Raw genomic sequence first — 24,650 nt, 5'->3', positions numbered from 1 at the left:
TATAGACGATATTTTAGCTTATGACAATCAAAAAATTACTTTTTGGAACTGCATTTTTACTAGGTGCAGCGGGAACTGCCCAAGCACAATATACGAAAGATGTACTTTTGTTTTCCCAAGGGGACAATGGCGGTACTGCTCGCTTCAAAGCAATGGGAAACGCATCTACCGCATTAGGTGGTGATATTAGCTCAATTACCGGAAACCCGGCTGGCTTAGGTTACTTCAATCAATCCGATATCTCCGTAACAGGCAGATACCTTAACAATAAAAATAAAACAGATTATTTCGGACAAAACTCCAATAGCAGCAAAAATAATTTCAACTTGGACAATGCCGGTATCGTCTTTCATTTACCTACTTACCGAAATGGCGGAAACCTGGAGCAAGGCTGGCTGAATTTCAATGTTGGTATAGCCTATAACCGAAATTATGTTTATAACAACCTGTTAGAGTATAGAGGGATCAATAATACAAGTTCAATTACTGATGCCTATTCGGATAGATTATCGTCGCCTGGCGGAATGAAAGGCTGGGGACAGGAGGTCTATAATAACTCCTTACTATTTGACGTTGACCCCAAGAACGCCGGAGCATACATACCCCTTACCGTTGGCGGAAACTATGATGGAAAAGGTGGTTTTAATCAAATCAATTCCATCTTAGAAAAGGGAAGTAAATCAGAATCTGTATTATCTTTTGGTGCCAACTATAGCAACAAATTATACTTGGGAGCTGCATTAGGTTTTACTGCTTTTAGTTACGACAACTCAAGCTGGTTTACGGAATACGGCCAAACGATGACTGCTGACCAACTGACAAAAATCAATAAAGACTCTGAATATTTAAAACCAGAGGCAGCATATGCTAAAAAACGTGAGATGCTGGACAAGGACTATGAATTGTATGATGATTATGCACAAGTGACAGATGGTACAGGAGTGGATTTCAAGTTAGGTGTAATCTATAAATTCACACCGACCTTTAGTATGGGCTTTACAGCGAAGTCTCCGACATTCATGAGCATTCGAGATGAGTCTTATAGCAATTCCGAATTCCGTTATTTTAAACCGAATGAAGATAAGTCCTTTAAAGAATACCGTACCAGTGATGATGCAGGGCATAGCTATCTAGAGTACAATATGAACACACCGTACAAGCTCTCCTTAGGTGCCAGTCAGGTATTCTCCAGAGGATTAATTACTGCGGATGTAGAATGGGTTGATTTTGGTGCCATCCGATTTAAAGATCCCGGCGCATATAATAAAGCTTTGGAACAGGAAATGAACCAAAACATCAAAAACAACTATCAAGGAGCTTTTAATGCGCGCATCGGTGGTGAAGTTTTATTTGATAATGTTTTTAGTGGTAGAGCCGGTTTCAATTATAGTGGCAATCCGTACAAAAATGCAGATTATACAAATTATACTGCATCTTTGGGTATCGGTGCAAAACTCGGCCGCGGTATGTATATTGATCTGACCGGAGCCTATAATGCCGTTAATTATAAAGAAAGCCCTTACCTTATTGATGAACAGTACTTTGGAAACACAAGTCCAGTAGCCGATATAAAAAATCAACGGACCAATGTTGTCTTGACAATAGGTTCCAAATTCTAGGAGATTCTTCTCTAAAAACGTCCAGGCTAGCCTGGACGTTTTTTATTTATTACAATCCCGGCAACCATAATTTAAAAGCTTTTAGTAAATTTGTCCTCTTGGTTGAAAATCACATGACAGATCAGACAATATCAAAAGCATTCAATGCCGTATTTACCTATCCCATCTGGCGGATCGAAATCGATGCTGAAAGTAGGTTGATCGCTGTGGAGACCAGGAATCCATCAGACACACTCCCCTATTTCAATGTCGTTACTTTCGAAGGAAACTATGTACTTCAAGACTTCCAGGCGATAAGCAAAGAATGGGTGCTTACAGGAATTCAATGTCAGAAGCTTATTTTAAAAAAGATTTCCAGTAATTCACCCATTGATGCAGGTGTACAGATCATTGACTGTTATCAGCCAAATCAACAAGAAACCTGGTTTAATTATCTTTTTGTTGAAATGGTCAATGGAGGAATACTGCTTCGTCCCAAAATGATCGAACAAGGAATGCAGTTGTTTTTAGATTTAAAAACAATTTCCATTGAAAACAAAAAAGAGAAATCATTTAAACCTTTTAACAGCCAAATAGTCTACCCAGTAATTTACAATGGTCAAATTCCCCAATTTTTGACAGATTTCACCGTCGATGGCGAAATTTGGATAAGTGCATTGGATGACTATTTTATTTGGGCTTTCTATGAAAAAAACACAGCTAATCACTATCAAATCCGGATAGTGCGATCAACGAAAGAGCGGTTAATTGACACTGTAATTGCAGTCGATCAGTTACCATTAAAGTTTTTCAACATCTATTTTCTTGTTAACAAACAAATATTCCTTTTGACAGACAATAAACGGGAGTTTGTTTCGTATTTAGTATAATTGCAAAATATATGAAACTATTATTCGAATTAAATACATATAAAAAGGTAGTCATCTTATCGATTTCAATGCTATCTATCCAACAAGTTGAAGCGAGAAACCTCACTTCATTACATGTAAATGCGGTTCCTGACTCCGTAGGTACCGAGATAATCAATGGCGAAGAATTTGTCCTTTTCAAGATCGAAAAAGGAGACAATTATTATCAGCTCAGCAAGAAGTACAAAACAACGGTAGGTCAGCTCACGCAGATAAATGGTAATGGCACATTAAGCCTCGGACAGATTGTTAAAGTACCCACTGGACGAAAACCTGCTCCTCTGGTAAATAAACCCTCAGGTAACACTGCACAGCAGAATCCGCGTAATCCACAACAGGGTTTCACAGAATATATTGTTGGTGAAAAAGAAACGTTATATGCTATATCCAAGAGGTTTAGTATTACTGTTGAGGATATCAAAAAAGCCAATAATCTCAAAAACAACATCATAAGCGGTGGAATGAAATTAATGATTCCGAATCAGCCACTGCCGCCAGAAAGACCAAAATTGGTTGAACCTAAAGGAATCGAAATTATTGCACCCGATTCCACAAACGATGACAATAAAGAAGAAAATCAAATTTCAACAAACCGTTACGGGATACGCGAAAAATCCGAGCGGGGGATTGGCGTATGGATTGATGGTTTGTCTACCCAAGGAACAAGTAACCTCGCACTTCACAAGAGTGCGCCCGTCGGAACGATCTTGAAAATCACCAACCCCATGACAAAAAGCGTCACCTATGCGAAAGTCGTTGGAAAATTTAATGATAATGCTGAAAACCAAAATGCCATTGTCGTGTTATCAAAGTCCGCAGCGGCAAGTATCGGTGCACTGGATAAACGTTTTCAGGTAGAAATCGCCTACGGATTACCTTTAGAAAATTAATTAAAATAAAAATAGCTCCTGCAGCGCGAAACAAGAATGAATAACAAACCGTATGTCATAGGGATTGCCGGAAGTAGTGGTTCTGGAAAAACATTTTTTTTGAATAGTTTTTTGAAACATTTTAAAACCGATGAAGCCACCTTGATTTCTCAAGATGACTATTATATCCCTGCCAATACAAAGACACAAGAGGAAAATAGACTCTATAATTTTGATATCCCAACGTCCATAGACAGAGAAGCTTTCTATACCGATATCAAAGCACTCTTTAATGGGGAAACGATTTATAAAGAGGAGTATACTTTTAATAATCCTTCACTAACTCCAAAAATATTAGAGATCAAGCCAGCCCCCATACTGATTATCGAAGGGTTATTCATTTTCTATTATACAGAAATCAACGCGCTTATTAACCACAAGATCTTCCTGAGTGCAGATCAGGATATTGCACTCCGTAGAAGGCTACATCGTGATTTAGTCGAACGTGGCTATTTTGAAGACGACGTCATGTACAAATGGGTAAACCATGTTCTTCCTTCATACAATGAGTATTTATTACCATTTCAGGATTCTTGTGATCAGGTTATATTTAACAATACTGACGAACCTGAACCGATTTGGGAAATTACCAATCAGATTTCTGAAGAATTGAAGGCCAAACTCAATTTAGTATAATATACAATAAAGACGGGCTTATGAGGACGTACGCCCGTCTTTATTTAAAAGTGCTTGATTTATTGACATCAAGACTTTAAATTCTTATCTTTGCGCCACGAAACAAATCCATCATAATGAACCATCCTGTAAAGATTAAAAATGCTTTGGTTTCAGTCTATTATAAAGACGGCCTAGCTCCTTTAGTTGAATTATTAAACAAATACGGTGTTACATTCTATTCCACTGGAGGGACAGAAACATTTATAAAAGATTTAGGTATAGCTGTCGTTCCCGTTGAAGACCTGACCAGCTACCCTTCGATTTTAGGAGGCCGTGTTAAGACCTTACACCCAAAGGTGTTTGGTGGAATTTTAGCACGCCGTCCGCTTGAATCGGACCAACAGCAACTTGCTCAGTATGAAATACCAGAGATCGATTTGGTTATCGTAGATTTGTATCCATTTGAAGAAACTGTTGCTTCCGGAGCTCCCGAGCAAGATATCATCGAAAAAATCGATATCGGTGGAATCTCATTGATTCGTGCAGCAGCGAAAAACTTTAATGATGTTGTGATCATTTCTTCCAAAAATGATTATAAAGCGCTTGAAGAGATCCTAGCCAACCAAGAAGGTAATACATCTTTGGAGCAACGAAAAGAATTTGCAAAACGTGCCTTCAATACATCATCCCATTATGATACAGCAATCTTCAATTATTTCAATCAAGAGAATCCAATTGAAGTTTTTAAACAATCCGAGCAGAAAGCTCAGGTATTGAGATACGGTGAAAACCCGCATCAAAAAGGTGTTTTCTTTGGCGATTTGGATAATATGTTCGACAAATTAAATGGAAAAGAGCTTTCCTACAACAATCTTGTTGATGTGGATGCTGCTGTTGCTTTAATTGACGAGTTTAAGGAACCTACATTTGCCATCCTAAAACATACAAACGCTTGTGGTGTGGCCTCTCGCCCAACAATCAAGCAAGCATGGATCGATGCTTTGGCTTGTGATCCTGTTTCAGCCTTTGGCGGGGTTTTGATTACTAACGGTGAAGTAGATGGCGCAACAGCAACAGAGATCAATAACCTGTTCTTCGAGGTCTTAATCGCACCTGCTTATTCTGAAGAAGCAATTGCCATCCTTACGGCGAAGAAAAATAGAATTATCTTAGCCCGTAAAGATGTAAAATTACCTGCTCAACAATTCAAAACTTTATTGAATGGTGTCATTCTTCAAGATAAGGACAATACTATTGAAGGACCTGAACAAATGGTCACTGTAACAACAGTGAAACCTACTGCTCAGCAATTGGAAGATTTATATTTTGCCAATAAAATTGTAAAACATACAAAATCAAATACCATTGTTTTTGCCAAAAATGACACCTTGTTCGCATCAGGTGTTGGACAAACATCACGTGTTGATGCCTTAAAGCAAGCAATTGAAAAAGCAGCTTCATTTGGTTTTGACTTAAACGGCTGTGCAATGGCATCAGATGCTTTCTTCCCTTTCCCGGACTGTGTAGAGATCGCATCAAACGCAGGTATTGCTGCCGTATTGCAACCAGGTGGTTCTATCAAAGATCAATTGTCCATTGATATGGCCAATGAAAAAGGCATTGCAATGGTCACTACTGGTGTAAGACATTTCAAGCATTAATAACGATCTAACCGTTTCATAAAAAAAGCTACTTTTAAAAGTAGCTTTTTTATTTGTTAACCTGCCAGCCCAACCGCTCTATTTTATACCGTTCTATTTCTTCTGAAAGTTTTCGGATGGCATAGGCAACAATAGCAACATCATCCAACCAGCCACCTACAGCAATAAAATCCGGAATAGCATCTACTGGGGAAACTACATAAATAATCGTCCCGATAATAATGGATAGATTCCAGCTGTTCATTTTAAATTTACCTACAATTGCATCCTTGCACATCGCGATCAGTAATTTAAAATCGCCAACATAGCTTCCTAAATTTTTTGCCTTAGATTCCGCCTGAGACAACTCTGCTTCCGTAATTTTACGATGTCTAAAGCGCTCAAACATACCTGTTGCAATCTTTTTGATTCTACTGTTCATAACCCAAAATTATCAATATTTTTTATTTAACAAAGCCTGTGCCTTTTTTACAAGAAAAGAACTAAACGCGGGTCAAAGTCCTCTCAAGCACAAACAATGTTCGACAGCGCTTCGGGAATGGTTCACCTATTCTTCGCCATAGCTCCGACAACGAAACAAATAACAGCCCTGTAACAATCAGCGCCAAGTCAAATCAGTCCCGAAGAACCTCCGAAAGATTGCCAAAGAATTTCCGAATGTGTTAAACAGACTGCAAAGACAATATCCAACTTTTCCAGCCCTACTCTCTCCTCCTGGAGAAGAAAAGTATTGCCTGAGATCGCCATGCTATTAATAATAAACCACAATTTTATTATTTTTACAGCCAACTGTAGCAAAGTGTATGTCATCACCGTATAATAGACAACACAAGCGCAATGTGTTATATACAAAAAAATAGATTTTAATATTACACGGTTATGAAAAACTATAGATTATTTAATTTTATTGCCATCGCAGTAGCGACATTCTTGCTATCCAGTTGTTTGAAAGATGACGATGACCAACGAATTCCAGCGGCTCTCTTTACAATGGTCAATGGCTACAGTGACGCTAATGCGGTCATCTATTACGCCGATGGGGGGCCTTTACAAAATCTAAATTACCCTTTGGAATTTAAAAGCTATAGCCCAATAGTTGGCCTATTCACTGGAGCTAGAAAAATAGCCGTTTCAGCAGAATATAACAATGTCCTTGTTGATACAACAGTTACGATCAAAGACAGCACCATATACACCTCATTTGTTTATGGCAACAAAGAGAAGCCAGTCCAGGTGATTACAACTGACAAAATCAACAAAGAAATCAAAAACACGGAATCCGGTTTACGTTTCTTTAATCTTGCGGAGGGAACAGATCAGGTAACCCTGCAAATCGGCAGTGAGACCTCTCCAACAGAATGGACGAATCGGGCAAAAGAAACCCAAAATTCAGCGACTGCCCATCAAGGTTTTATCGCACAAAAAAGTGGCACCTATACTGTTATTGCCAAAGATAAAGCCGGAAAAACGATAGCAACGCGCAAGGATATCAAACTGGTAGAAAATTACTATTATTCATTGATATTGATCGGTAAAGCCAATGACGAGAAAAAGCCACTATACCTTGGTCTAGTAGCCCAAGCGGCAAATTAAAAATACCCCATTTCTATATACTGAAAAAAGACCATCGTATTTCTATGATGGTCTTTCTTTATTTTGTAAAAAGATGGATGACTAAACTTGGTTAATTTTCTCAACCTAAAAATAACTCTTATGGGTTTTCCTTGGGCGTAATTTTAGAGACGACATAGATATCTTCATTCTCCTTCTTCATTTTATACTTCTCCCGAGCGATACGCTGTACCTCCTGTGGATTGGACCGGATATCGTTAATCGTCTTTATAATGGCTGCGTTCTCTTTCAGGTAAAAGGAGCGTTCAGTTTCCAAATTAGCCTTTTGTTTTTGATAGCTATATTGCGTAGCAAAATCATTTCTATCGAAAAACAACATCCACACCAAAAAAGCCAAAGTGGCTAATAAATACTTATTTCTTATTAAAGACCATAATCGTTGCATAGGACAAAAATACTATTTAGCTTTCAGACTACCGATATTTTCTTCCGAAGTTAAACTTCGTTAATTAAAGATATGGAATAATGCCCTCAAATTCATCATATCTTTAGAATAATATTATCTTTAACAAGTCAAAACGACATGCTATTAAATAGCCCAAATGGAAGGCGAAATACAGATAAAAGATAGACTGTTTCCTCCGTATGAGCATTAAATAACAAACTGGGCGCAATGGATTCATTTTTACCGATGAAAACGGTGCCAATACATAATCACTTTTCTATGAAATACTATCTTATTGCTGGTGAAACATCAGGCGACCTACATGGTGCCAATCTGATCAAAGCGCTTAAAAATGAAGATCCCGACGCGACCTTCAACATTATAGGCGGAGATTTAATGCAGGAAGCGGCGGGAGAAAAAGCATTGATACATACCTCGGCAATGGCTTTTATGGGTTTTGTGGAAGTTTTGAAAAATCTGGGCAAGATATCCAAAAATTTGAAAGCCGTCAAAAGTGACCTTCTGGAGAAAAAGCCTGATACCGTCATCCTCATCGATTTCCCAGGCTTCAATCTAAAAATCGCTGAATTTGCAAAAAAACATGGGATCAAAACATGTTACTATATTTCACCAAAAGTATGGGCATGGAATCAGGGCCGCGTCAAAAAGATCAAAAAAATTGTTGATCACATGTTCTGTATTCTTCCTTTTGAAGTGGATTTCTATAAAAAATGGCGTATGCCGGTCGATTACGTAGGTAATCCCTTGTTAGATGCAATTTCAACCTACCCATTTAATCCGAGATTCAGGGAAGAAAATGGCTTTACGGACAAACCGCTTATTGCCTTATTACCGGGCAGCCGCGAGATGGAGATCATCAAACTTTTGCCCATTATGGCCGAACTCCCCTATTTTTTTCCTGTTCATCAGTTTGTCATTGCTGGTGCTCCAAATTTTAACGAAGCTTACTACAAACAATTTTTAAAGGGTATTGATATACCGGTTATTTTCAATCAAACTTATGATATTCTCAATAATGCGGAAGCTGCCGTAGTCACTAGTGGCACAGCAACCCTGGAAACAGGTATATTGAAAGTTCCGCAGGTTGTGGTTTACAAAGCTAATCCGATATCTGTCTGGATAGCGAAGCTTGTGGTAAAAATAAAGTTCATCTCCCTGGTCAATCTGATCAATAATTTTCTGTCCGTACGCGAACTTATCCAGGATGATTGTACAGCCTATGATATCTCTTATGAAGTTGGCGAACTCATAAACAACAAAGCGCATCGGGCTAGCGTGATGGAAAATTACGAGATCTTGGCCGAGAAACTTGGTTCACCCGGCGCCTCGGAGAAAACAGCTAAATTAATTGTAAAATATCTCGGTAAAAATTAAACTCTTTTGGCTTTCAATTGTCAAACTATTAATTAGTTATACATAATTAAAGCGTATGAAATCGAAACTTATTTTGGGCTTTCTTTTTTGCTTCGCATTGACCTTTATTGGTAAAGCGCAGGAAACACAGCATTTCTCCAAACTTGAAATTGGAAAAAAAGCCAAGAAAAATATTGACAGCAAAGATTCCACCGCAGTTATCCATATTGATACATTGGTCATGAAAGATAATTCCACCCTCTCTTTTTACGGAAAGAAAAATGTCAAAATCACCATTGGTTATGCGGAGATCGGAAACAAAGCAACTTTCTATGGGACCGATGGTAAGAATAACGGCGCTAATTTTGATATTCATGTCAATTTTCAAAAATTGGGTTCACTGTATATTATTGCCAAAGGCGATGATGCATTTAATGGAACCAAAACATTCCCCAATGGTAATGGAGGCAAAGTGAAAGTCACCTTGGCAACAGGAAGTATAAAACCACAGGCAACAGATAAAAAGTCGCCAAATTATATCTATGCCGATGTGGTAGCGGGGGGTAGGGCTGTCAATGCAAACACAGACTTGAGAAACATTTATGACCGGATCAAAACGGCACCAACTGGTCTCAGAGGATTGCCACAGGGACAAATTTATTCCGGTAGTGCAGGCACGGAAGGTTCCTTTGAACTGATTTCGACTCAATAGGACAGGCGAAAGGGACTATATAAAAACAGCATCAACCTTAAGATTGATGCTGTTTTTTTTATAACTATTCTTTTTTTGGTAAACTTCAATGACAACCTCTCTTTTTTAGTTCATAGGCTAACACCAACCTTGTCATGCGATCATATCTTGCAATTCCCTCTTTTTGATTGTTATGTGTCAGGTATTGATTGTAAAACAAACCCATCAGGTCGTTAATCCAGCCCGTATAATCACTCCAAAATAGGCGCTCCGCTGCCACATCCGCCAACACCAGCTTATTCAGTCTTGTTTGATATTCCTTCGAAAGATCTGGATACATGCCCCGTAATTCTCCGAGCATATAAAGGCTTGTCTGCAAATAGGCTGAATAACGATAAAAAGACTGTGGATGATGCTGCAGTCGAACAAAAGCAATAAAATTTGCTTCATCTTCAAAACCTACCCCCTGTTGGTGGGCGAGCTCATGTACATAAGTAAACGGAAAAGATAAGGCTGGCATGGCATAGTTGACCTGTGCTTCGTGTGTAAACGGATTGAAATAACCTGAAACACCAAAATATGAAACAACCACACTATTTAAGGGAGATTTGGCGTTGATCTGACTACTTGACAAAAAAGAAGAAAATGTGGTATCTTTTTTCACCCAGGTCGCCAGATCTTTCCGCATATGATCTTTTCTTTGGCCCCACTGTGCTGGATCTACCTGTTCCCGCAAAGCATTTGTACTATCCAGGTATTCATCGAGTACCATGAGATAGTCCGCGAGCCTCAGGCTGTCAACTTGCAGTTTTGCATTCACACTGATTGGCTTCCGATAATAATTCAACCCCCAGGAGATATAAAAGAAAATATAGAGCCCAAGAAATAGGTTTACGATAAATAAAAAGGCACGGCAAGCATCCGACCATTTTTTACACCATAGCTTGCGTATAAGTTTAACCAGCCAATAGAGCAGAACAATAACCGTGAAGGCATAAAAAATATCCCCTATGCTAAAGGGAATATAGCCAAAAATAAACTTTGGGATATGACCATAAAACCGATAAAATCCCCGTGCATAAAATTCCTCGATCCATAAACTACGGCTTTCGATCAACGATAAAACGCATAGCAGACTGATGAATGATCCAAAAATAAAAACAGCTATTTTATCACGCTTCATCATGGGGTATTAGCTTTCGTTTTCGAAATAGACCTTATAATAGTTCATCCCTTTATCTTCATCAAATCCTTTTTCAAGGTATTCCCGTTTTCCGTGCACATAAATATGAAAGTTCTTATCTAATTTGAGCACCGATTTGTAAGAAGATTCCATTTTTTTAACCGCCTTGTCCGCTATTTCAAAACTCGACTGGAAGGGCGAATCGAACTCATCTTCAAAACCAGCTTTATAATCCTGAAACAGGGCTATCGCCTGGGGATTTCCCAATACTTCCTCTTCAAATTCCTCCTGAACAAAAGTCTCCTTTTCCTTAAAGTAGTTCATTGATTTATTCATCAGATCAATCTTATCGGCCTTCTCCAGTTCAAACGTTTCATCGAGTTTCTCCTGAACAAAATTCTTATAGACTTTTAGGTAGTTACCTGTCTGATTGAAATTGTCATTACGCACACGCAGTTTCAGGAATTCGTCCTTCCAATATACCGCTTCCTGCTGTCTGTTGGTTTGATCCAATACAAGAACTTTATAACCTTCCTCTTCCTCAACATTGATGATAATGCATCCTTTGTCCAACTTATTGATGTTGATTGCCTCCTGCTCATATTCCAAGGTAAAAGCCCCTTGTTCGGGATATACCTTTAGGTAAGTCTCTTTGTTTTCCGATTTAAATATACCAATAGCATTGTGTTCCTCGCCTTCAATCTGTACATTTTTTAACGCTACCACATACACCTCCCCTGCTTTAATCTTGGGGTGGTTGGACACCTCATACAGGTGTTTCGAAATCTGCTGCGAAAAATCGTGAAAGGGTAACTGCTCTTTAAAGTACTGGCGAACAAAATAGAACACCTCGTTCAGATCCAGTTCTTCATTGGGATGATAAAGACGATATACTTCGTTCACTTTAGCAAAGGGACTCATAAAATACTGCATCAAAAGTCCGGGCAATACTTCATCGCCTTCAAGGGACACTGGTTCGTCTGACAGGATATAAAATTCGTCTTGTGCTTTGTTTCCCACACGGTGTATGGATAGTGCTTCAAAAGTTGCGTCTTGATGAAAAAACATATTCTTATTTTATAAATGATATAAATCTATTGCTATTTTAAATGTTTGGCAATGTGCATTGACAATATCTTTGATCTGGTGCGAATATCCCCCGCCCATACTTACCTGAACAGGGATATGCAACTGATGACATAAGCCCAGTACGAGTTCATCCCTTCGTGCACAGGTAGCTGGACTTAAATTCAATTTTCCTAGTTTATCGGTCCCCAGTATATCTACACCTGCCTGATAAAAAACAAAATCAGGCCGGATACGCTCAAATAATTCCTGCAGATGCTCATTCAGGATCTCCAAATATTCTCTATCTGTTATATTTTCAGCGAGTCCGATATCCAAGTGAGAAGGCTGCTTGATAAAGGGATAGTTCTTCTCGCCATGCATTGAAAAGGTAAACACCTGTTGATGCCCCTCAAAGATATGCGCTGTCCCATTCCCCTGATGCACATCCAGATCAATAATAAGGATTCGATTTGCCCGCTTATATTTTAGTAGATAACCTGCGGCGGTGGCTTGATCGTTCATCAGGCAAAAGCCTTCACCAAAATCATAGCCAGCATGGTGGGTTCCACCTGCAATGGTAAAAGCCACCCCATATTTCAAGGCATATCCTGCAGCCTGAACTGTTCCGTCCAGAATATAGCGTTCGCGGTCTACCAAACGCTTACTTAAGGGGAATCCAATCCTGCGCACCATTTTTGGATCCAGGCTCAAATCAAACAGTTTTGCCACATAGGCTGGATCATGTACCAGACAACAGGTCTCAAAACTTGCCAGCTCAGGTCTGAAAAAATTAGTTTCATTGACCAATCCTTCATGCTTTAACTGCAGCGGGATCAACTCGTACTTTAACATCGGAAAACGATGTCCTTCTTTGACCGGATGGATAAATTCGGGATGAAAAGCTATCTTAAGCACTTTAAATCTTATTTTATTGATGCGAAGATAAGAAAAACTAAAGCAATCCCATTTTCTCCAACAATATCAATCGGATATTTTGGAGTTCTATGGGAAAAAGGGCATCTTTGGATAAGAACAAATCTTCAAGTTGATGTCGGGCGCCGTTTGACATTTAACTTATATTCGATTATAATAGATACATTAAAAATAACATGGAAACGACTAATTTGCCTCAATTGTCTGCAATGGAACAGCGTGTCCTAGGCTCCTTGATTGAAAAATCAAAGGTGACCCCTGAATATTATCCCATGACGATCAACAGCTTACAGGCTGCTTGCAATCAAAAAACTTCTCGCAAGCCTGTCGTGCAATATAGCGAAGAAGACATCGTCAATACACTGGACATCCTGAAAAAGAGAGGATTGATTTCAACCGTTATCGGTGGTGGGTCCAGGGTAACCAAGTATAAACACAACTTTGCCATACAATTTCCGCTAGTACCATCCGAACTGGCTATTATTTGCCTATTGCTGCTCCGCGGACCACTAACTGCAGGTGAAATTAATTCAAGTGCCGGCAGGCTCTACGAATTCGAATCATTGCGTGAAATTACTGAACAATTGGAAAAGCTGTCGCAAGAAGGCTACCTAAAATCACTGCCAAAACAAGCTGGTCATAAAGAGGTACGGTATATTCACCTACTTGGCGAGGTAAATGTGGAAGCTTTTGAACATGCCAGCAGCTCACATACCGCTGTCGCAGATCAGGCGCTTTTGGAACGTATAGGACAACTCGAACAGGAAGTCGCTGCCTTAAAGCAAAAATTTCAGGATTTGTGGGACGAATTACATTAACTGATGACCCCAAGTACTGACTCCAAAACAGCATTATCCCAGGCCACCTTATGGCTGATGACAATCGCCACTGGCCTGGTTGTTGCCAATAACTATTACAATCAGCCCTTATTGGGACTGATTGCAAAGGATCTGGGTGTTGGTGAAGCTACCGTAAGTAATTCGGCCATGCTGACACAAATCGGCTATGCCTGCGGCCTATTGCTGATTGTCCCGTTGGGGGATATGTTCAAAAGAAAGAAAATGATCTTGATTGATTTTATTTTTATTATTCTTTCTTTGGCCGGAATGGCCCTCTCCCATTCCATTGTTTCTATCCTAATCTTCAGCTTTTTGATCGGTTTCACATCGGTAATACCACAAGTTTTTGTACCTATGGCAGCAGAGCTTGCCTCCAAAGAGAAACAGGGAGCTGCGATCGGCATGGTGATGTCCGGACTGTTGATCGGCATTTTATTATCGCGTGTGGTAAGTGGCTTTGTCGGTTCTTACTTTGGGTGGCGCGAAATGTACTGGATCGCTACGGTGGTCATGGTAGTCACGGCATTGGCTATCGCCATAAAGCTACCTGAGGTAGCTCCGAACTTTAGGGGTACCTATAAAGAATTGATGGTTTCCGTATGGAACTTCGCCAGAAATCAACCGGTACTACAACTGGCGGCATTTCGCGGTGCCATGGGATTTGGCGCATTTTCAGCCTTCTTTACGACTTTGGTTTTCCACATCGAAGGTCCCCCTTTTTTTGACGGACCGGCTACTGCTGGAGCATTTGGCCTCGTCGGCGCCTGTGGCGCTCTTGCTGCAGCTTTTGTCAATCGGGCGACCGTATTCATAGGTACCGCTAAAATTATCCTATATGCCATCTTATTAATGGTATTTAGCTGGCTGCTCTTTGCGTTATTCGGAAATTACTATTGGGGGTTAATCATTGGGGTTATTCTTATTGATCTTGGACTGCAATCCATGCATATCCTAAACCAGAGTGATTTTTACGCCCTGAATCTCGGCGCCAACAACCGCCTTAACACTGTATATATGGTCAGCTATTTTATTGGCGGTTCAACAGGCACCTTTTTTGCAGCACAGGCATGGCAACATTTCCAATGGCCCGGTGTAATAACCGTCGGAACCCTGTATACGCTATCGGCTTTGCTAGCACATGTATTATTTGATCACAAATTAAGAAAAAAACCAATATGAAATTTGGCCAAGTAGATCATCCCGAAGAGGTAGATTTCACCCTACCACCTACTCCAAAAGAGACCTTAACCCTTTTGCAGCATTTCAAAAACGACGAACCATTTGAAGTGTATGTTGGCTGCGCAAAATGGAACAAACAAGATTTAAAGGGCTTTTATCCAAAGGGGACAAAAGACGAACTTGTCTACTATGCAAATCAGTTTAACAGTATCGAACTGAACGCGACATTTTACAACTCACCCAGCCGAGAACAGGTGGAAACCTGGAAACAGAAAACACCTGCAGACTTTAAGTTCTTCCCAAAAGTCCCACAGTCCATCAGTCATTTCAGCCGATTGCTGAATGCGACGGATAAGGTAAAACTATTTACGGATGCCGTTGTCCAATTTGACGAAAAGTTAGGCATGGTATTTCTGCAGATGCATGACAACTACAATCCAAAAGACATGGCCCGCTTAAAACTATTCTTACATGACTGGCCGAAGGATGTCCCATTAGCATTGGAAGTCCGAAATAAAGACTGGTTTTCTAAACCTGAAGTAACAAAAGAACTCTATACGTTATTGGAGGAGACCGGAGTGACCAATGTATTGGTCGATACGGCCGGCAGAAGAGATATGTTGCATATGCGCCTGACTACGCCTGTCGCCTTTATCCGTTATGTCGGTGCTAACCATGCTTCGGATTATGCGCGTCTGGACAAGTGGATAGAAATAATAAAATGCTGGCGGGATAATGGATTGCAGAAACTGTATTTCTTTATCCATCAGAATGTTGAAATTGAGTCACCCCTGCTGGCCACCCACTTTATTAAGAAAATGAACGAAACATTTGATTTGAATCTTAAGTATCCAAATAAAGCAACTGGTAATACCTTATTTTAACGGGTATCCTCCTTCTTTCTAGAATAAAACTATTCCAAAAAAATAAGGCCTAATCTACAGATTAGGCCTTATTTGATTAGCAGGATAGGGTAAACCTATTTTTTTGCATATTTAAAGTTTTTGCCGATGAAGCGAGCATTACCACCCAATTCTTCTTCGATACGCAACAACTGATTGTATTTAGCCATACGGTCAGAACGAGAAGCTGAACCAGTTTTGATTTGACCACAGTTCAACGCAACTGCCAAGTCGGCAATCGTTGCATCCTCAGTTTCACCTGAGCGGTGAGACATTACTGAAGTGTAACCAGAATTCTGCGCTAAAGTCACCGCGTTGATCGTTTCAGTCAATGAACCGATTTGGTTTACTTTGACCAAAATAGAGTTTGCAGTATGGGTATCGATACCTTGTTGAAGACGTTTTGTATTTGTTACGAAAAGATCATCACCTACCAATTGAACGTGATCGCCAATTTTGTCAGTCAATGTTTTCCAACCAGCCCAGTCATCTTCAGCCATACCATCTTCGATAGAGATAATTGGGTATTTCGCTGTTAATTCCGCTAAATAGCTTGCTTGTTCTTCGCTAGAGCGTACCGCACCTTTATCACCTTCAAATTTAGCATAGTCATATTTACCATCTTTGTAGAATTCAGAAGAAGCACAATCCAATGCCAAACAGATGTCTTGACCTGGTTTGTAACCTGCGATTTCAATCGCTTTCAATACGGTTTCGATTGCATCTTCTGTTCCCTCAAATGTTGGTGCAAATCCACCTTCATCTCCTACTGCTGTAGAAAGACCTCTATCGTGTAAGATTTTCTTTAATGTATGGAATACTTCTGTGCCCCAACGCAATGCTTCAGAAAAAGAAGGAGCACCTACTGGCATAATCATGAACTCCTGGAATGCGATAGGCGCATCGGAGTGAGATCCGCCATTGATGATGTTCATCATTGGAATAGGCAACGTATTCGCATTAACACCGCCAATATAACGGTACAAAGGTTGACGTGACTCCTGTGCAGCTGCTTTTGCTACCGCCAAAGAAACACCAAGGATAGCGTTTGCACCTAAATTACCTTTGTTTTCACTACCGTCTAAATCAATCATGATTTTATCGATGGCATTTTGCTCGAAAACATCTACGCCTTCCAAAGCTTTCGCTATTTTGGTATTTACATTTTCAACAGCTTTCAAAACACCTTTACCCAAGTATTTTGACTTGTCGCCATCACGCAATTCTACTGCTTCGTGAACACCTGTTGAAGCACCTGAAGGAACAGCTGCACGACCAACAAAACCATTTTGTGTAGTAACATCTACTTCAATTGTAGGGTTACCGCGCGAATCCAAAATTTGACGCGCATGAACATCGATAATTAAACTCATCTCTTTATTAGACTATAATTTATTTTCATTACTTAGTGTAAATAAGACACACTCTTATCTACAGACATTTTTCACAACCAAATATAACAAAAAATGTATTTAATCCGTCATTAATTGTGAATAAAATATGACCAATCTGAATAATTGGTGCCACAATATAGCATAAAAAACCCTCCGCGATAGGGAGGGTTTTTATGCTATACTATATTTGCTTAGTTTTTGATCATTGCAACGAAATCATCAAACAGGTAACGTGAATCGTGTGGACCTGGGGATGATTCAGGGTGATATTGAACCGAGAACGCTTTTTGCCCTTTGATGCGAATACCTTCTATAGATTGGTCGTTCAAATTAACGTGCGTGATCTCAACATTTTCCGAATTTTCAATGTCTTCAGCGACAACACCAAAACCATGGTTTTGCGAAGTAATTTCGCAACGGTTGGCGATAATATTTTTGACCGGGTGATTGATACCACGGTGTCCGTTATGCAATTTGCTTGTGCGGATACCATTAGCTAAGGCTAAAATCTGATGACCTAAACAGATCCCAAACATTGGCTTGTTTGCATTCAAAATAGATTTTACGGTTTCAATAGCATAATCCATCGGTGCAGGATCACCGGGACCATTTGAAATAAAGTAACCGTCAGGATTCCATTTTTCCATTTCCTCAAATGTTGTCTTAGCTGGGAAAACTTTTGTATAAACGTCACGTGCCTCAAAATTGCGCAGGATATTTTTCTTGATACCCAAATCCAATACTGCAACACGTAAAGATGCATTTTCATTTCCAAAGAAATAAGGTTCAGTAGTCGTTACCTTCGAAGATAGCTCAAGACCATCCATCGAAGGAACTTTTGCCAACTGGCTCTTTAATTCTTCAACGTCTAGCGTTTCCGAAGAAATGATTGCATTCATGGCGCCTTTATCACGGATATGTCTTACCAATGAACGTGTATCCACATCGGAAATACCCACCAAATTTCCTTCTTCAAAATAGCTTTGAATAGACTCATCAGCCATTTTACGGCTATAGTTGATGTTGTAGTTTTTACAAACCAAGCCCGCAATCTGAATTTGATTTGATTCGGTATCATCCTCATCAATACCATAGTTACCAATATGTGCATTGGTTGTTACCATGATTTGTCCAAAATAAGATGGATCTGTAAAAATCTCTTGATAACCGGTTGTTCCTGTATTAAAACAGATTTCACCAGTAGTCGTACCAATTTTACCAGCGGCTTTACCGTGATAAACTGTACCATCTTCTAAAACTAAAATTGCAGGCAATTTGCTGTAGTTGGTCATTATCGATGTAATATTATAAAATGTGTATCTCTTCTGTTCTGAATCCTAAAGCCTTCCCTATTGGATATAAAAAAAGCCCTCAAATGGGCTAAAATATGAATTAACAATGCATTACCACGATTGACAAACCGTTTCCTAAGGCACCTACCAATAAAGACTCTACTTTAATTTTCACGGGAGACAAAGTTACGACATATCAATTAAAAGTGAAAAACATTTTTCAATTATTTTATCTGAGATCTGTTTGTACATTTTTAAATCGCCAAAAGTCTTTTAAAATCAACGATATGAATGCAGGAACGAGTACAAAAATCATCGGATTTGCAGACCAGGCGTAGGCCCATTGCATTCGCAACAGTGCTATAAATGCGGTTGTCAGTCCGCAACCGGGACATTCATATCCGGTAATTGCCCTCCAGAGACAAGGAATGAGGATATGAATATCCGACAGCATGTACAATGCGATAGCGGTGCCAAAATACCCTATGACAATGGTGTAAATCCAATGCAATCGCAGGTATTTCAGCACAAGCCAAGCCATTAATTATTGTTTACCGGACTTTTGATGTATTGACCATCTTTATCCTTGTATTTCCCAACAATGATCATTATCAGATCTATAAGCGACCAGATTCCACATCCACCCAATGTAATCAACTGCAGAATAGCTGTTCCGATCTGCCCCAGGTAGAAGCGATGTCCTCCGAAAGGCCCTAGAAACAAACAAAATAACAAAGTGGGCAGCCAGCGATCATCCTGAATGCTACGGGCCTGTTGGAAAGGTTGGTTCGCGTAGAATATAGGCTGTTTCGCGCCACAAAGAGGACAAACCTCGGCTTTGACATTAATTACCTGGCCACATTCCACACAATATTTTTCGTCTTCTGCTTTCATTTTAGATTAATTTGTCAATGAAATTAATAAAAATCTCTGAAAAAACGCACTTTTTGTCGCGATATAACCATTCGTACTGAAACCATTTTACAGCTTCGTGAACCTAACCTGAGCAAGAATAACCGATATTTCCATCTTCCTAAAAAAGGACGTGGATCCCATCGTGAGTACAACGACCGTCACTGGGCATTTTATTTTCTTCAGAACCGTCTGATTGTTTTAAACCAGATAGCGATCCTACGACCAAAAACGGGAGCAATAAAAAAGCGATTTCAAAAAAAACGCTTCATAAATGAAGCGTTTTTTTTAACTATTTCTTTACGATCAGGAATTGATTGCTTTCCAGATCATATCTTTCAATGGCAAAATATTTTTACCGGCAACAGACGAAATGAAAATATGGGGAAGCCCTTCAGGAAGTTCCCTTTCCATTTCACTTTCAAGCTCATCATCAAGCATATCCGATTTTGTGATTGCCAACAACTTGGGTTTATCCGCCAATTCGGGATTATAAGCTGTCAGCTCATTCAGCAAAATACCATACTCCTCGGCTATTGTCCGATCGGTATCAGCTGGCACCATAAATAATAACACTGAATTCCGCTCAATATGTCTTAAGAAACGATAGCCGAGTCCTTTGCCTTCCGAAGCCCCCTCGATGATCCCCGGAATATCCGCCATCACAAACGAGCGGTTATCGCGGTAACTCACCATACCGAGATTGGGTACCAAAGTGGTAAATGGGTAATTGGCAATTTCAGGTTTTGCAGCCGAAACGACAGACAATAAGGTTGATTTGCCAGCATTCGGAAAACCTACCAAACCGACATCTGCCAGTACTTTTAGTTCGAGAATCATCCATTGCTCTTTGCCCGGCATTCCGGGTTGTGCAAATCGGGGTGTTTGTTGTGTAGGCGACTTAAAATGCCAGTTACCTAAACCACCTTTTCCCCCCGGGACCAAGATCTTCGTCTCCCCATCTTCGGTAATGTCAAACAACACCTCTCCGGTCTCCGCATCCTTGGCAATGGTACCCAATGGTACTTCCAATACTTCATCCCGACCGGTAGCGCCTGTTCGCAAAGAACTGCCACCGGACTCCCCATTAGAAGCAATGATGTGTTTGCGGTACTTCAGATGGAGCAATGTCCAAATATTCGTCGTTCCTTTTAGTATGATATGTCCTCCTCGGCCACCGTCACCACCATCCGGCCCTCCTGTAGCGGTATGCTTGTCACGATGCAAATGAGCCGAACCTGCCCCACCATGTCCCGAACGACAACACACTTTCACATAATCAACAAAATTCGATCCTTGCGCCATTACAATGTATTACAGTCTAAAAAAGTATTTATTTCAATTAATAATTATCGATAATATCCGTTAGGCTTTTGAAGATTGTATCAATCTCTCCAATACCATCCACTTTGGATAATTTACCTTGCGCTTCATAATATGGCAACACATGAACAGTTTTTGTAAAATACTCATCGATGCGTTTCACCAATTTATCAGCATCATCATCCGAACGGCCAGAAATCTCTTTACGTTTTGCAATGCGCGCTTTCAATTCTTCTTCGTTTACATCCAGTGCGATTACAACTGAGATTGAAGTATTGATACCTTCCAAAAAAGCATCCAATGCCTCTGCTTGAGCAACAGTACGTGGGAATCCGTCAAAGATAAATCCTTTTGCATCAGGATTTTTTTTCACTTCTTCTTCCAGCATTGCTATCGTAATCGAATCTGGCACTAAATTTCCCTCAGCAATAATCTGGCTTACTTGTTGACCAAGTGGCGTTTGACCTTTAATATGTGCTCTAAAAATATCACCAGTTGAAATATGAATCAATTGATATTTTTCAATAAGCTTTGCAGATTGAGTTCCCTTACCTGCACCCGGAGGGCCAAATATTACAAGGTTTAGCATAGTTTTATTTAAGAAATTAAAACGAGTTAAAAAATAAAAGCCTAATCACAGATGATGACTAGGCTTTTCAGTCGTGCGCTCCAAGGGAGTCGAACCCCTAACCTTCTGATCCGTAGTCAGATGCTCTATCCAATTGAGCTAGGAGCGCAGTAAACCATTACGTTTAGAACTCTGTCCCATTTGTTTTGGTGACGCAAATATAGTCAGAATTCATTTTTTTTACAAACTTTTTTTTCAAAAAGAAGTTTCCATACCCCCAACTATCAATACACACAGTAACTTCTTTGTAGTAAAAAAGCCAACCCGAAAGGTTGGCTTTTTGTGCACTCCAAGGGAGTCGAACCCCTAACCTTCTGATCCGTAGTCAGACGCTCTATCCAATTGAGCTAGGAATGCCTCTTTTTTAGTATACAGAACCTGTATATAGTGCGCGCCAAGGGAGTCGAACCCCTAACCTTCTGATCCGTAGTCAGATGCTCTATCCAATTGAGCTAGGAGCGCTAGGCAACCAAAACAAATCTGTATTCTTTTTCGTTTTGGTGATGCAAATATCGACATATTTATGGATTTAACAAACATTTTCTCGCTTTTTTTAACTTTATGAAACAACATTTCGTTTATCTCGTTGATAATATTATATTTAAAATATCAACTTTTTTTTTCTGACACTGACAAATGTTATTATTCATGAGCAAAAGAGAATTAAAACTCAGCAAAGTCCGCATTGGAGACATCAGCATCTCGTATTATATCCGCCCCAGCAAATCATACCCTGCTCCTAAAACAGTTCTATTTATCCATGGCTTCCCTTTCAACAAGAACACCTGGAAACAGCAATTGCTGGATCTTGACGAAGAATACACCGGAATTGCCATCGATGTCAGGGGGCACGGCCTCAGCACAAATGGACATGGTTTCTTTTCGGTTGATGTGTTTGCCAAAGATCTTGTTGAATTTATTCGCAAACTCGACCTCAACTATGTTGTGCTCTGCGGTATCTCCATGGGGGGCTATATTGCCCTGCGCACCTATGAGCTGATCGGCCAGCAATTAGCCGGATTGATTTTATGTGACACCAACTCCCTTGCGGACGACAATAAGGCCAAACAAAAAAGATTTGATTCCATACAGGCATTACTTAAATATGGGCGGAGACCATTTGCGATCGGTTTTACGGAAAATGTATTTTACGAAAAAACTATTCGGGGGAATCCGGAGGCTGTCGAACTTATCAAAAGTTGCATTCGTAGAAATGAACTTGCTAGTATCTGTGCAACTCAACTCGCACTTGCTTCCCGTACAGATACAACACATTCCCTGAAAACAATTATTATCCCGACCCTAGTGGTCAAAGGTAAACATGATAAATTGATGAGTGAGGAGCAGACAAATATTCTTATTGAAAACATTCCCGATGTTAGATTCGTGGAATTTGAAGAATCAGGACATTTACCAAATCTCGAAGAGCCCGAAAAATTCAACAGGGTGTTGAACGATTTTTTAGCCATCTTTTAACATACATTCGGACCAATAGAATATATCCAAGTCAAGCGCACACTGCCTTGGCCCATAAAGGGATATTCAGAAAAACCCCAACTATTTGATAAATAAATAGTTGGGGTTTTATTATCTTCGTGTATTCCCCCGAATAATAAGGTTAGCGGCCAAAATCGGGGTAACGGTCATCAAAAAGATATGCGAAAGATACAAAAACTTAGCGAACTTCAGCCAACTTTAGCCTTCAGCGAATACGATATTTTCAAACAGTACGAATCAAGTTTTCACCTGAGTGAACTAGGGCGGCTTTATCGGAGTATTCCATTTTCCGAGCTGGCAGCGAGCCTGGGGCAACGGGAAAGCCGAGTTGGCCGCCGGTCCTATTTTAGCGGGGCGGGGAAAGTGGCGCTGATGGTGCTGAAATCCTATACGGGGCTTTCCGACCGTGACCTGGTCGCCCAGCTTAATTCCAACCTCCATTATCAGCTTTTCTGCGGTGTTCGGATCAATCCGTTAAAGCCGCTCGATAATTTTAAGATCGTCAGCGAGATCCGCTGCGAACTTGCCAGAAAACTTGATATCGGCACCCTTCAGCGGGTGCTTGCCGGTTACTGGAAGGCCTGGTTTAAGGACAGCCATGTATTGATGAGCGATGCGACCTGTTATGAGAGTGATGTTCGCTTTCCCACGGATATCAAACTGTTATGGGAATGTGCGGAATGGCTGCAGGGGCAATTGCGGAGCATGGCAAAGCTGTCGGGTCTGCGGATGCCGCTCAACAAATTTGACAAGCAGCGCCTGCGTTACCGTATCTATAGCAAAAAGCGCAAGCGTGGGAAATCGGAGACGCGCGTGCTGAAACGCAGCCTGCTCCACCTGGTTGGCAAGCTCATCGGTCAGTGCGGGGATATCATGGCCCTTGGTACAGCCAATCTTCCTGGCCGCTTTCACAGACGGCTGTCCATCATCAAAAAAGTACTCCATCAGCAACGGGAACGTTTTGCCGGGCGGGAAGTGAAGGGTCTGATCGTTAGTATCGACAAAGATTATATCCGCCCGATCGTCCGTGGCAAAGAAAGTAAAGGGGTTGAGTTCGGCGCCAAAGTGAACAGCATCCAGATTGACGGCATCAACTTTATCGAGCACCTGAGCTTTGATGCTTTCCATGAAGGGAACCGGCTTCCACAATGTATAGACCTACAGCAGTCACTGCTGAGAAAACGTGTCAGCCATGTAGCTGCCGATGCGCTTTACGCTACCAACGCCAACCGGAGCTGGTGCCGCAGCAGGGGCATATTCACCAGCTTTGTGCGCAAGGGTAAGCCTGCAGCTGATGAAAAAGAGCGCGGCAGGCTCCGCTCCGTGCTGAACAGGGAGCGCTCTACGCGGCTTGAAGGTAGCTTTGGCACAGAAAAACGGTATTATTCGCTCAGCCGTATCCGGGCCAGGACCAAGAAAACGGAAATCCTGTGGATATTCTTTGGCATCCATACAGCAAATGCGGTGCGGATGATCCCCAAGATGCAGGGCCAGCAGGAAAAAGCGGCTTAAAAGATCACAGAAAATAGGTGGAAGAACGGGTGTTCAGGGGACAGCTATGCCCAAAAAAAACGAAAAAGCAGCTTTTTGGCAATGGGGTGCTTAAAACAGCGGAAAATCTTACAAAGATCCGGATAACAGAACAAAAAATGGTGACCGAAATTATTCTCATCACCATTTTTT

24 protein-coding genes and 3 tRNA genes are annotated in these 24,650 nt (G+C 40.5%); 13 read left to right on the top strand and 14 right to left on the bottom strand.

Annotated features, from left to right (window positions below):
* The first annotated feature begins 20 nt into the window (after positions 1 to 20).
* The 5 genes from ABTV71_RS09400 (at position 21) to purH (ending at position 5,735) form a co-directional block, all read left to right on the top strand.
* Positions 21 to 1,619, top strand: coding sequence for an OmpP1/FadL family transporter (locus ABTV71_RS09400; protein ID WP_121121352.1), 1,599 nt, complete (start codon positions 21 to 23; stop codon positions 1,617 to 1,619).
* 113 nt (positions 1,620 to 1,732) lie between these two features.
* Positions 1,733 to 2,488 carry a hypothetical protein gene (locus ABTV71_RS09395; RefSeq protein ID WP_121121350.1) on the top strand — a complete coding sequence of 252 codons (756 nt, stop codon included), beginning with the start codon at positions 1,733 to 1,735 and terminating at the stop codon, positions 2,486 to 2,488.
* An 11-nt stretch (positions 2,489 to 2,499) separates the two neighbouring features.
* The gene (locus ABTV71_RS09390) at positions 2,500 to 3,417 is read left to right on the top strand and encodes a LysM peptidoglycan-binding domain-containing protein (protein WP_433903015.1); all 918 of its coding nucleotides are present in this window, start codon (positions 2,500 to 2,502) and stop codon (positions 3,415 to 3,417) included.
* A gap of 36 nt (positions 3,418 to 3,453) precedes the next feature.
* Entirely contained in the window at positions 3,454 to 4,092 is a 639-nt protein-coding gene (locus tag ABTV71_RS09385) for a uridine kinase family protein (protein ID WP_121121346.1), read from the top strand.
* 116 nt (positions 4,093 to 4,208) lie between these two features.
* Complete coding sequence (gene purH, locus ABTV71_RS09380; protein WP_433903014.1) at positions 4,209 to 5,735, top strand: bifunctional phosphoribosylaminoimidazolecarboxamide formyltransferase/IMP cyclohydrolase; 1,527 nt, start codon at positions 4,209 to 4,211, stop codon at positions 5,733 to 5,735.
* A 49-nt stretch (positions 5,736 to 5,784) separates the two neighbouring features.
* Here the strand turns inward: purH and ABTV71_RS09375 are convergent, their stop codons facing one another.
* Entirely contained in the window at positions 5,785 to 6,156 is a 372-nt protein-coding gene (locus ABTV71_RS09375; protein WP_121121342.1) for a YkvA family protein, read from the bottom strand.
* Between the two features lie 458 nt (positions 6,157 to 6,614).
* On the opposite strand from ABTV71_RS09375, the gene ABTV71_RS09370 reads away from it, so the two are divergent.
* On the top strand, positions 6,615 to 7,328 hold the full coding sequence (locus ABTV71_RS09370; protein WP_433903013.1) for a DUF4397 domain-containing protein: 714 nt from the start codon (positions 6,615 to 6,617) through the stop codon (positions 7,326 to 7,328).
* 118 nt (positions 7,329 to 7,446) lie between these two features.
* Here ABTV71_RS09370 and ABTV71_RS09365 read toward each other — a convergent pair whose 3' ends face one another.
* Complete coding sequence (locus ABTV71_RS09365) at positions 7,447 to 7,752, bottom strand: FtsB family cell division protein (protein WP_121121336.1); 306 nt, start codon at positions 7,750 to 7,752, stop codon at positions 7,447 to 7,449.
* A 279-nt stretch (positions 7,753 to 8,031) separates the two neighbouring features.
* On the opposite strand from ABTV71_RS09365, the gene lpxB reads away from it, so the two are divergent.
* Positions 8,032 to 9,147 carry a lipid-A-disaccharide synthase gene (lpxB, locus tag ABTV71_RS09360; RefSeq protein WP_433903012.1) on the top strand — a complete coding sequence of 372 codons (1,116 nt, stop codon included), beginning with the start codon at positions 8,032 to 8,034 and terminating at the stop codon, positions 9,145 to 9,147.
* A 55-nt stretch (positions 9,148 to 9,202) separates the two neighbouring features.
* Positions 9,203 to 9,838: a hypothetical protein gene (locus ABTV71_RS09355; protein WP_121121332.1), complete on the top strand. Its 636-nt coding sequence runs from the start codon at positions 9,203 to 9,205 to the stop codon at positions 9,836 to 9,838.
* 85 nt (positions 9,839 to 9,923) lie between these two features.
* Here the strand turns inward: ABTV71_RS09355 and ABTV71_RS09350 are convergent, their stop codons facing one another.
* The 3 genes from ABTV71_RS09350 to ABTV71_RS09340 are packed head-to-tail and all read right to left on the bottom strand — an operon-like array spanning position 9,924 to position 12,983.
* Complete coding sequence (locus ABTV71_RS09350) at positions 9,924 to 11,003, bottom strand: DUF3810 domain-containing protein (protein ID WP_433903011.1); 1,080 nt, start codon at positions 11,001 to 11,003, stop codon at positions 9,924 to 9,926.
* A gap of 6 nt (positions 11,004 to 11,009) precedes the next feature.
* Complete coding sequence (locus ABTV71_RS09345; protein ID WP_433903010.1) at positions 11,010 to 12,068, bottom strand: nucleoid-associated protein; 1,059 nt, start codon at positions 12,066 to 12,068, stop codon at positions 11,010 to 11,012.
* Positions 12,069 to 12,077: 9 nt separating this feature from the next.
* The gene (locus ABTV71_RS09340) at positions 12,078 to 12,983 is read right to left on the bottom strand and encodes a histone deacetylase family protein (RefSeq protein WP_433903009.1); all 906 of its coding nucleotides are present in this window, start codon (positions 12,981 to 12,983) and stop codon (positions 12,078 to 12,080) included.
* 194 nt (positions 12,984 to 13,177) lie between these two features.
* On the opposite strand from ABTV71_RS09340, the gene ABTV71_RS09335 reads away from it, so the two are divergent.
* The 3 genes from ABTV71_RS09335 to ABTV71_RS09325 are packed head-to-tail and all read left to right on the top strand — an operon-like array spanning position 13,178 to position 15,903.
* Complete coding sequence (locus ABTV71_RS09335) at positions 13,178 to 13,819, top strand: YceH family protein (RefSeq protein WP_121121327.1); 642 nt, start codon at positions 13,178 to 13,180, stop codon at positions 13,817 to 13,819.
* Between the two features lie 3 nt (positions 13,820 to 13,822).
* Positions 13,823 to 15,019 carry an MFS transporter gene (locus ABTV71_RS09330; protein WP_121121325.1) on the top strand — a complete coding sequence of 399 codons (1,197 nt, stop codon included), beginning with the start codon at positions 13,823 to 13,825 and terminating at the stop codon, positions 15,017 to 15,019.
* Entirely contained in the window at positions 15,016 to 15,903 is an 888-nt protein-coding gene (locus ABTV71_RS09325; RefSeq protein ID WP_121121323.1) for a DUF72 domain-containing protein, read from the top strand. Before ABTV71_RS09330 ends, ABTV71_RS09325 begins: the two co-directional genes overlap by 4 nt.
* 95 nt (positions 15,904 to 15,998) lie before the next feature.
* On the opposite strand, the gene eno is transcribed toward ABTV71_RS09325, so the two are convergent.
* From eno to ABTV71_RS09280, 9 genes are all read right to left on the bottom strand, one after another.
* Positions 15,999 to 17,294: a phosphopyruvate hydratase gene (gene eno, locus ABTV71_RS09320; protein WP_077435516.1), complete on the bottom strand. Its 1,296-nt coding sequence runs from the start codon at positions 17,292 to 17,294 to the stop codon at positions 15,999 to 16,001.
* A gap of 212 nt (positions 17,295 to 17,506) precedes the next feature.
* The gene (carA, locus tag ABTV71_RS09315; protein WP_121121321.1) at positions 17,507 to 18,607 is read right to left on the bottom strand and encodes a glutamine-hydrolyzing carbamoyl-phosphate synthase small subunit; all 1,101 of its coding nucleotides are present in this window, start codon (positions 18,605 to 18,607) and stop codon (positions 17,507 to 17,509) included.
* A gap of 229 nt (positions 18,608 to 18,836) precedes the next feature.
* A complete protein-coding gene (locus ABTV71_RS09310) occupies positions 18,837 to 19,148 on the bottom strand; it encodes a DUF2752 domain-containing protein (RefSeq protein WP_121121319.1) in 312 nt (103 codons plus the stop codon).
* Complete coding sequence (locus ABTV71_RS09305) at positions 19,148 to 19,501, bottom strand: TM2 domain-containing protein (RefSeq protein WP_433903008.1); 354 nt, start codon at positions 19,499 to 19,501, stop codon at positions 19,148 to 19,150. The genes ABTV71_RS09310 and ABTV71_RS09305 overlap by 1 nt, the downstream gene beginning before the upstream one ends.
* Positions 19,502 to 19,825: 324 nt before the next feature.
* Positions 19,826 to 20,824 (bottom strand): GTPase ObgE, encoded by a 999-nt coding sequence (gene obgE / locus ABTV71_RS09300; protein ID WP_121121315.1) that lies wholly within the window; start codon positions 20,822 to 20,824, stop codon positions 19,826 to 19,828.
* Between the two features lie 37 nt (positions 20,825 to 20,861).
* Positions 20,862 to 21,431, bottom strand: a complete 570-nt coding sequence (locus ABTV71_RS09295; RefSeq protein ID WP_121121313.1) for an adenylate kinase — start codon at positions 21,429 to 21,431, stop codon at positions 20,862 to 20,864.
* Between the two features lie 74 nt (positions 21,432 to 21,505).
* Positions 21,506 to 21,579: transfer RNA gene (locus tag ABTV71_RS09290), tRNA-Arg, on the bottom strand.
* A 174-nt stretch (positions 21,580 to 21,753) separates the two neighbouring features.
* Positions 21,754 to 21,827: transfer RNA gene (locus ABTV71_RS09285), tRNA-Arg, on the bottom strand.
* A 31-nt stretch (positions 21,828 to 21,858) separates the two neighbouring features.
* Positions 21,859 to 21,932, bottom strand: a tRNA-Arg gene (locus tag ABTV71_RS09280).
* A gap of 186 nt (positions 21,933 to 22,118) precedes the next feature.
* On the opposite strand from ABTV71_RS09280, the gene ABTV71_RS09275 reads away from it, so the two are divergent.
* Together ABTV71_RS09275 and ABTV71_RS09270 are read left to right on the top strand one after the other, a co-directional pair.
* Positions 22,119 to 22,946, top strand: coding sequence for an alpha/beta fold hydrolase (locus ABTV71_RS09275; RefSeq protein WP_433903007.1), 828 nt, complete (start codon positions 22,119 to 22,121; stop codon positions 22,944 to 22,946).
* A gap of 180 nt (positions 22,947 to 23,126) precedes the next feature.
* Entirely contained in the window at positions 23,127 to 24,479 is a 1,353-nt protein-coding gene (locus ABTV71_RS09270; RefSeq protein WP_433903006.1) for a transposase, read from the top strand.
* Positions 24,480 to 24,650: the final 171 nt, after the last annotated feature.

It is taken from the genome of Sphingobacterium puteale, assembly GCF_050986225.1.
Taxonomy (GTDB): Bacteria; Bacteroidota; Bacteroidia; order Sphingobacteriales; family Sphingobacteriaceae; genus Sphingobacterium; species Sphingobacterium puteale.
The sequence above is the reverse complement of the archived record's forward strand: the minus strand, read 5'-3'. Positions and strand labels throughout refer to the sequence as shown.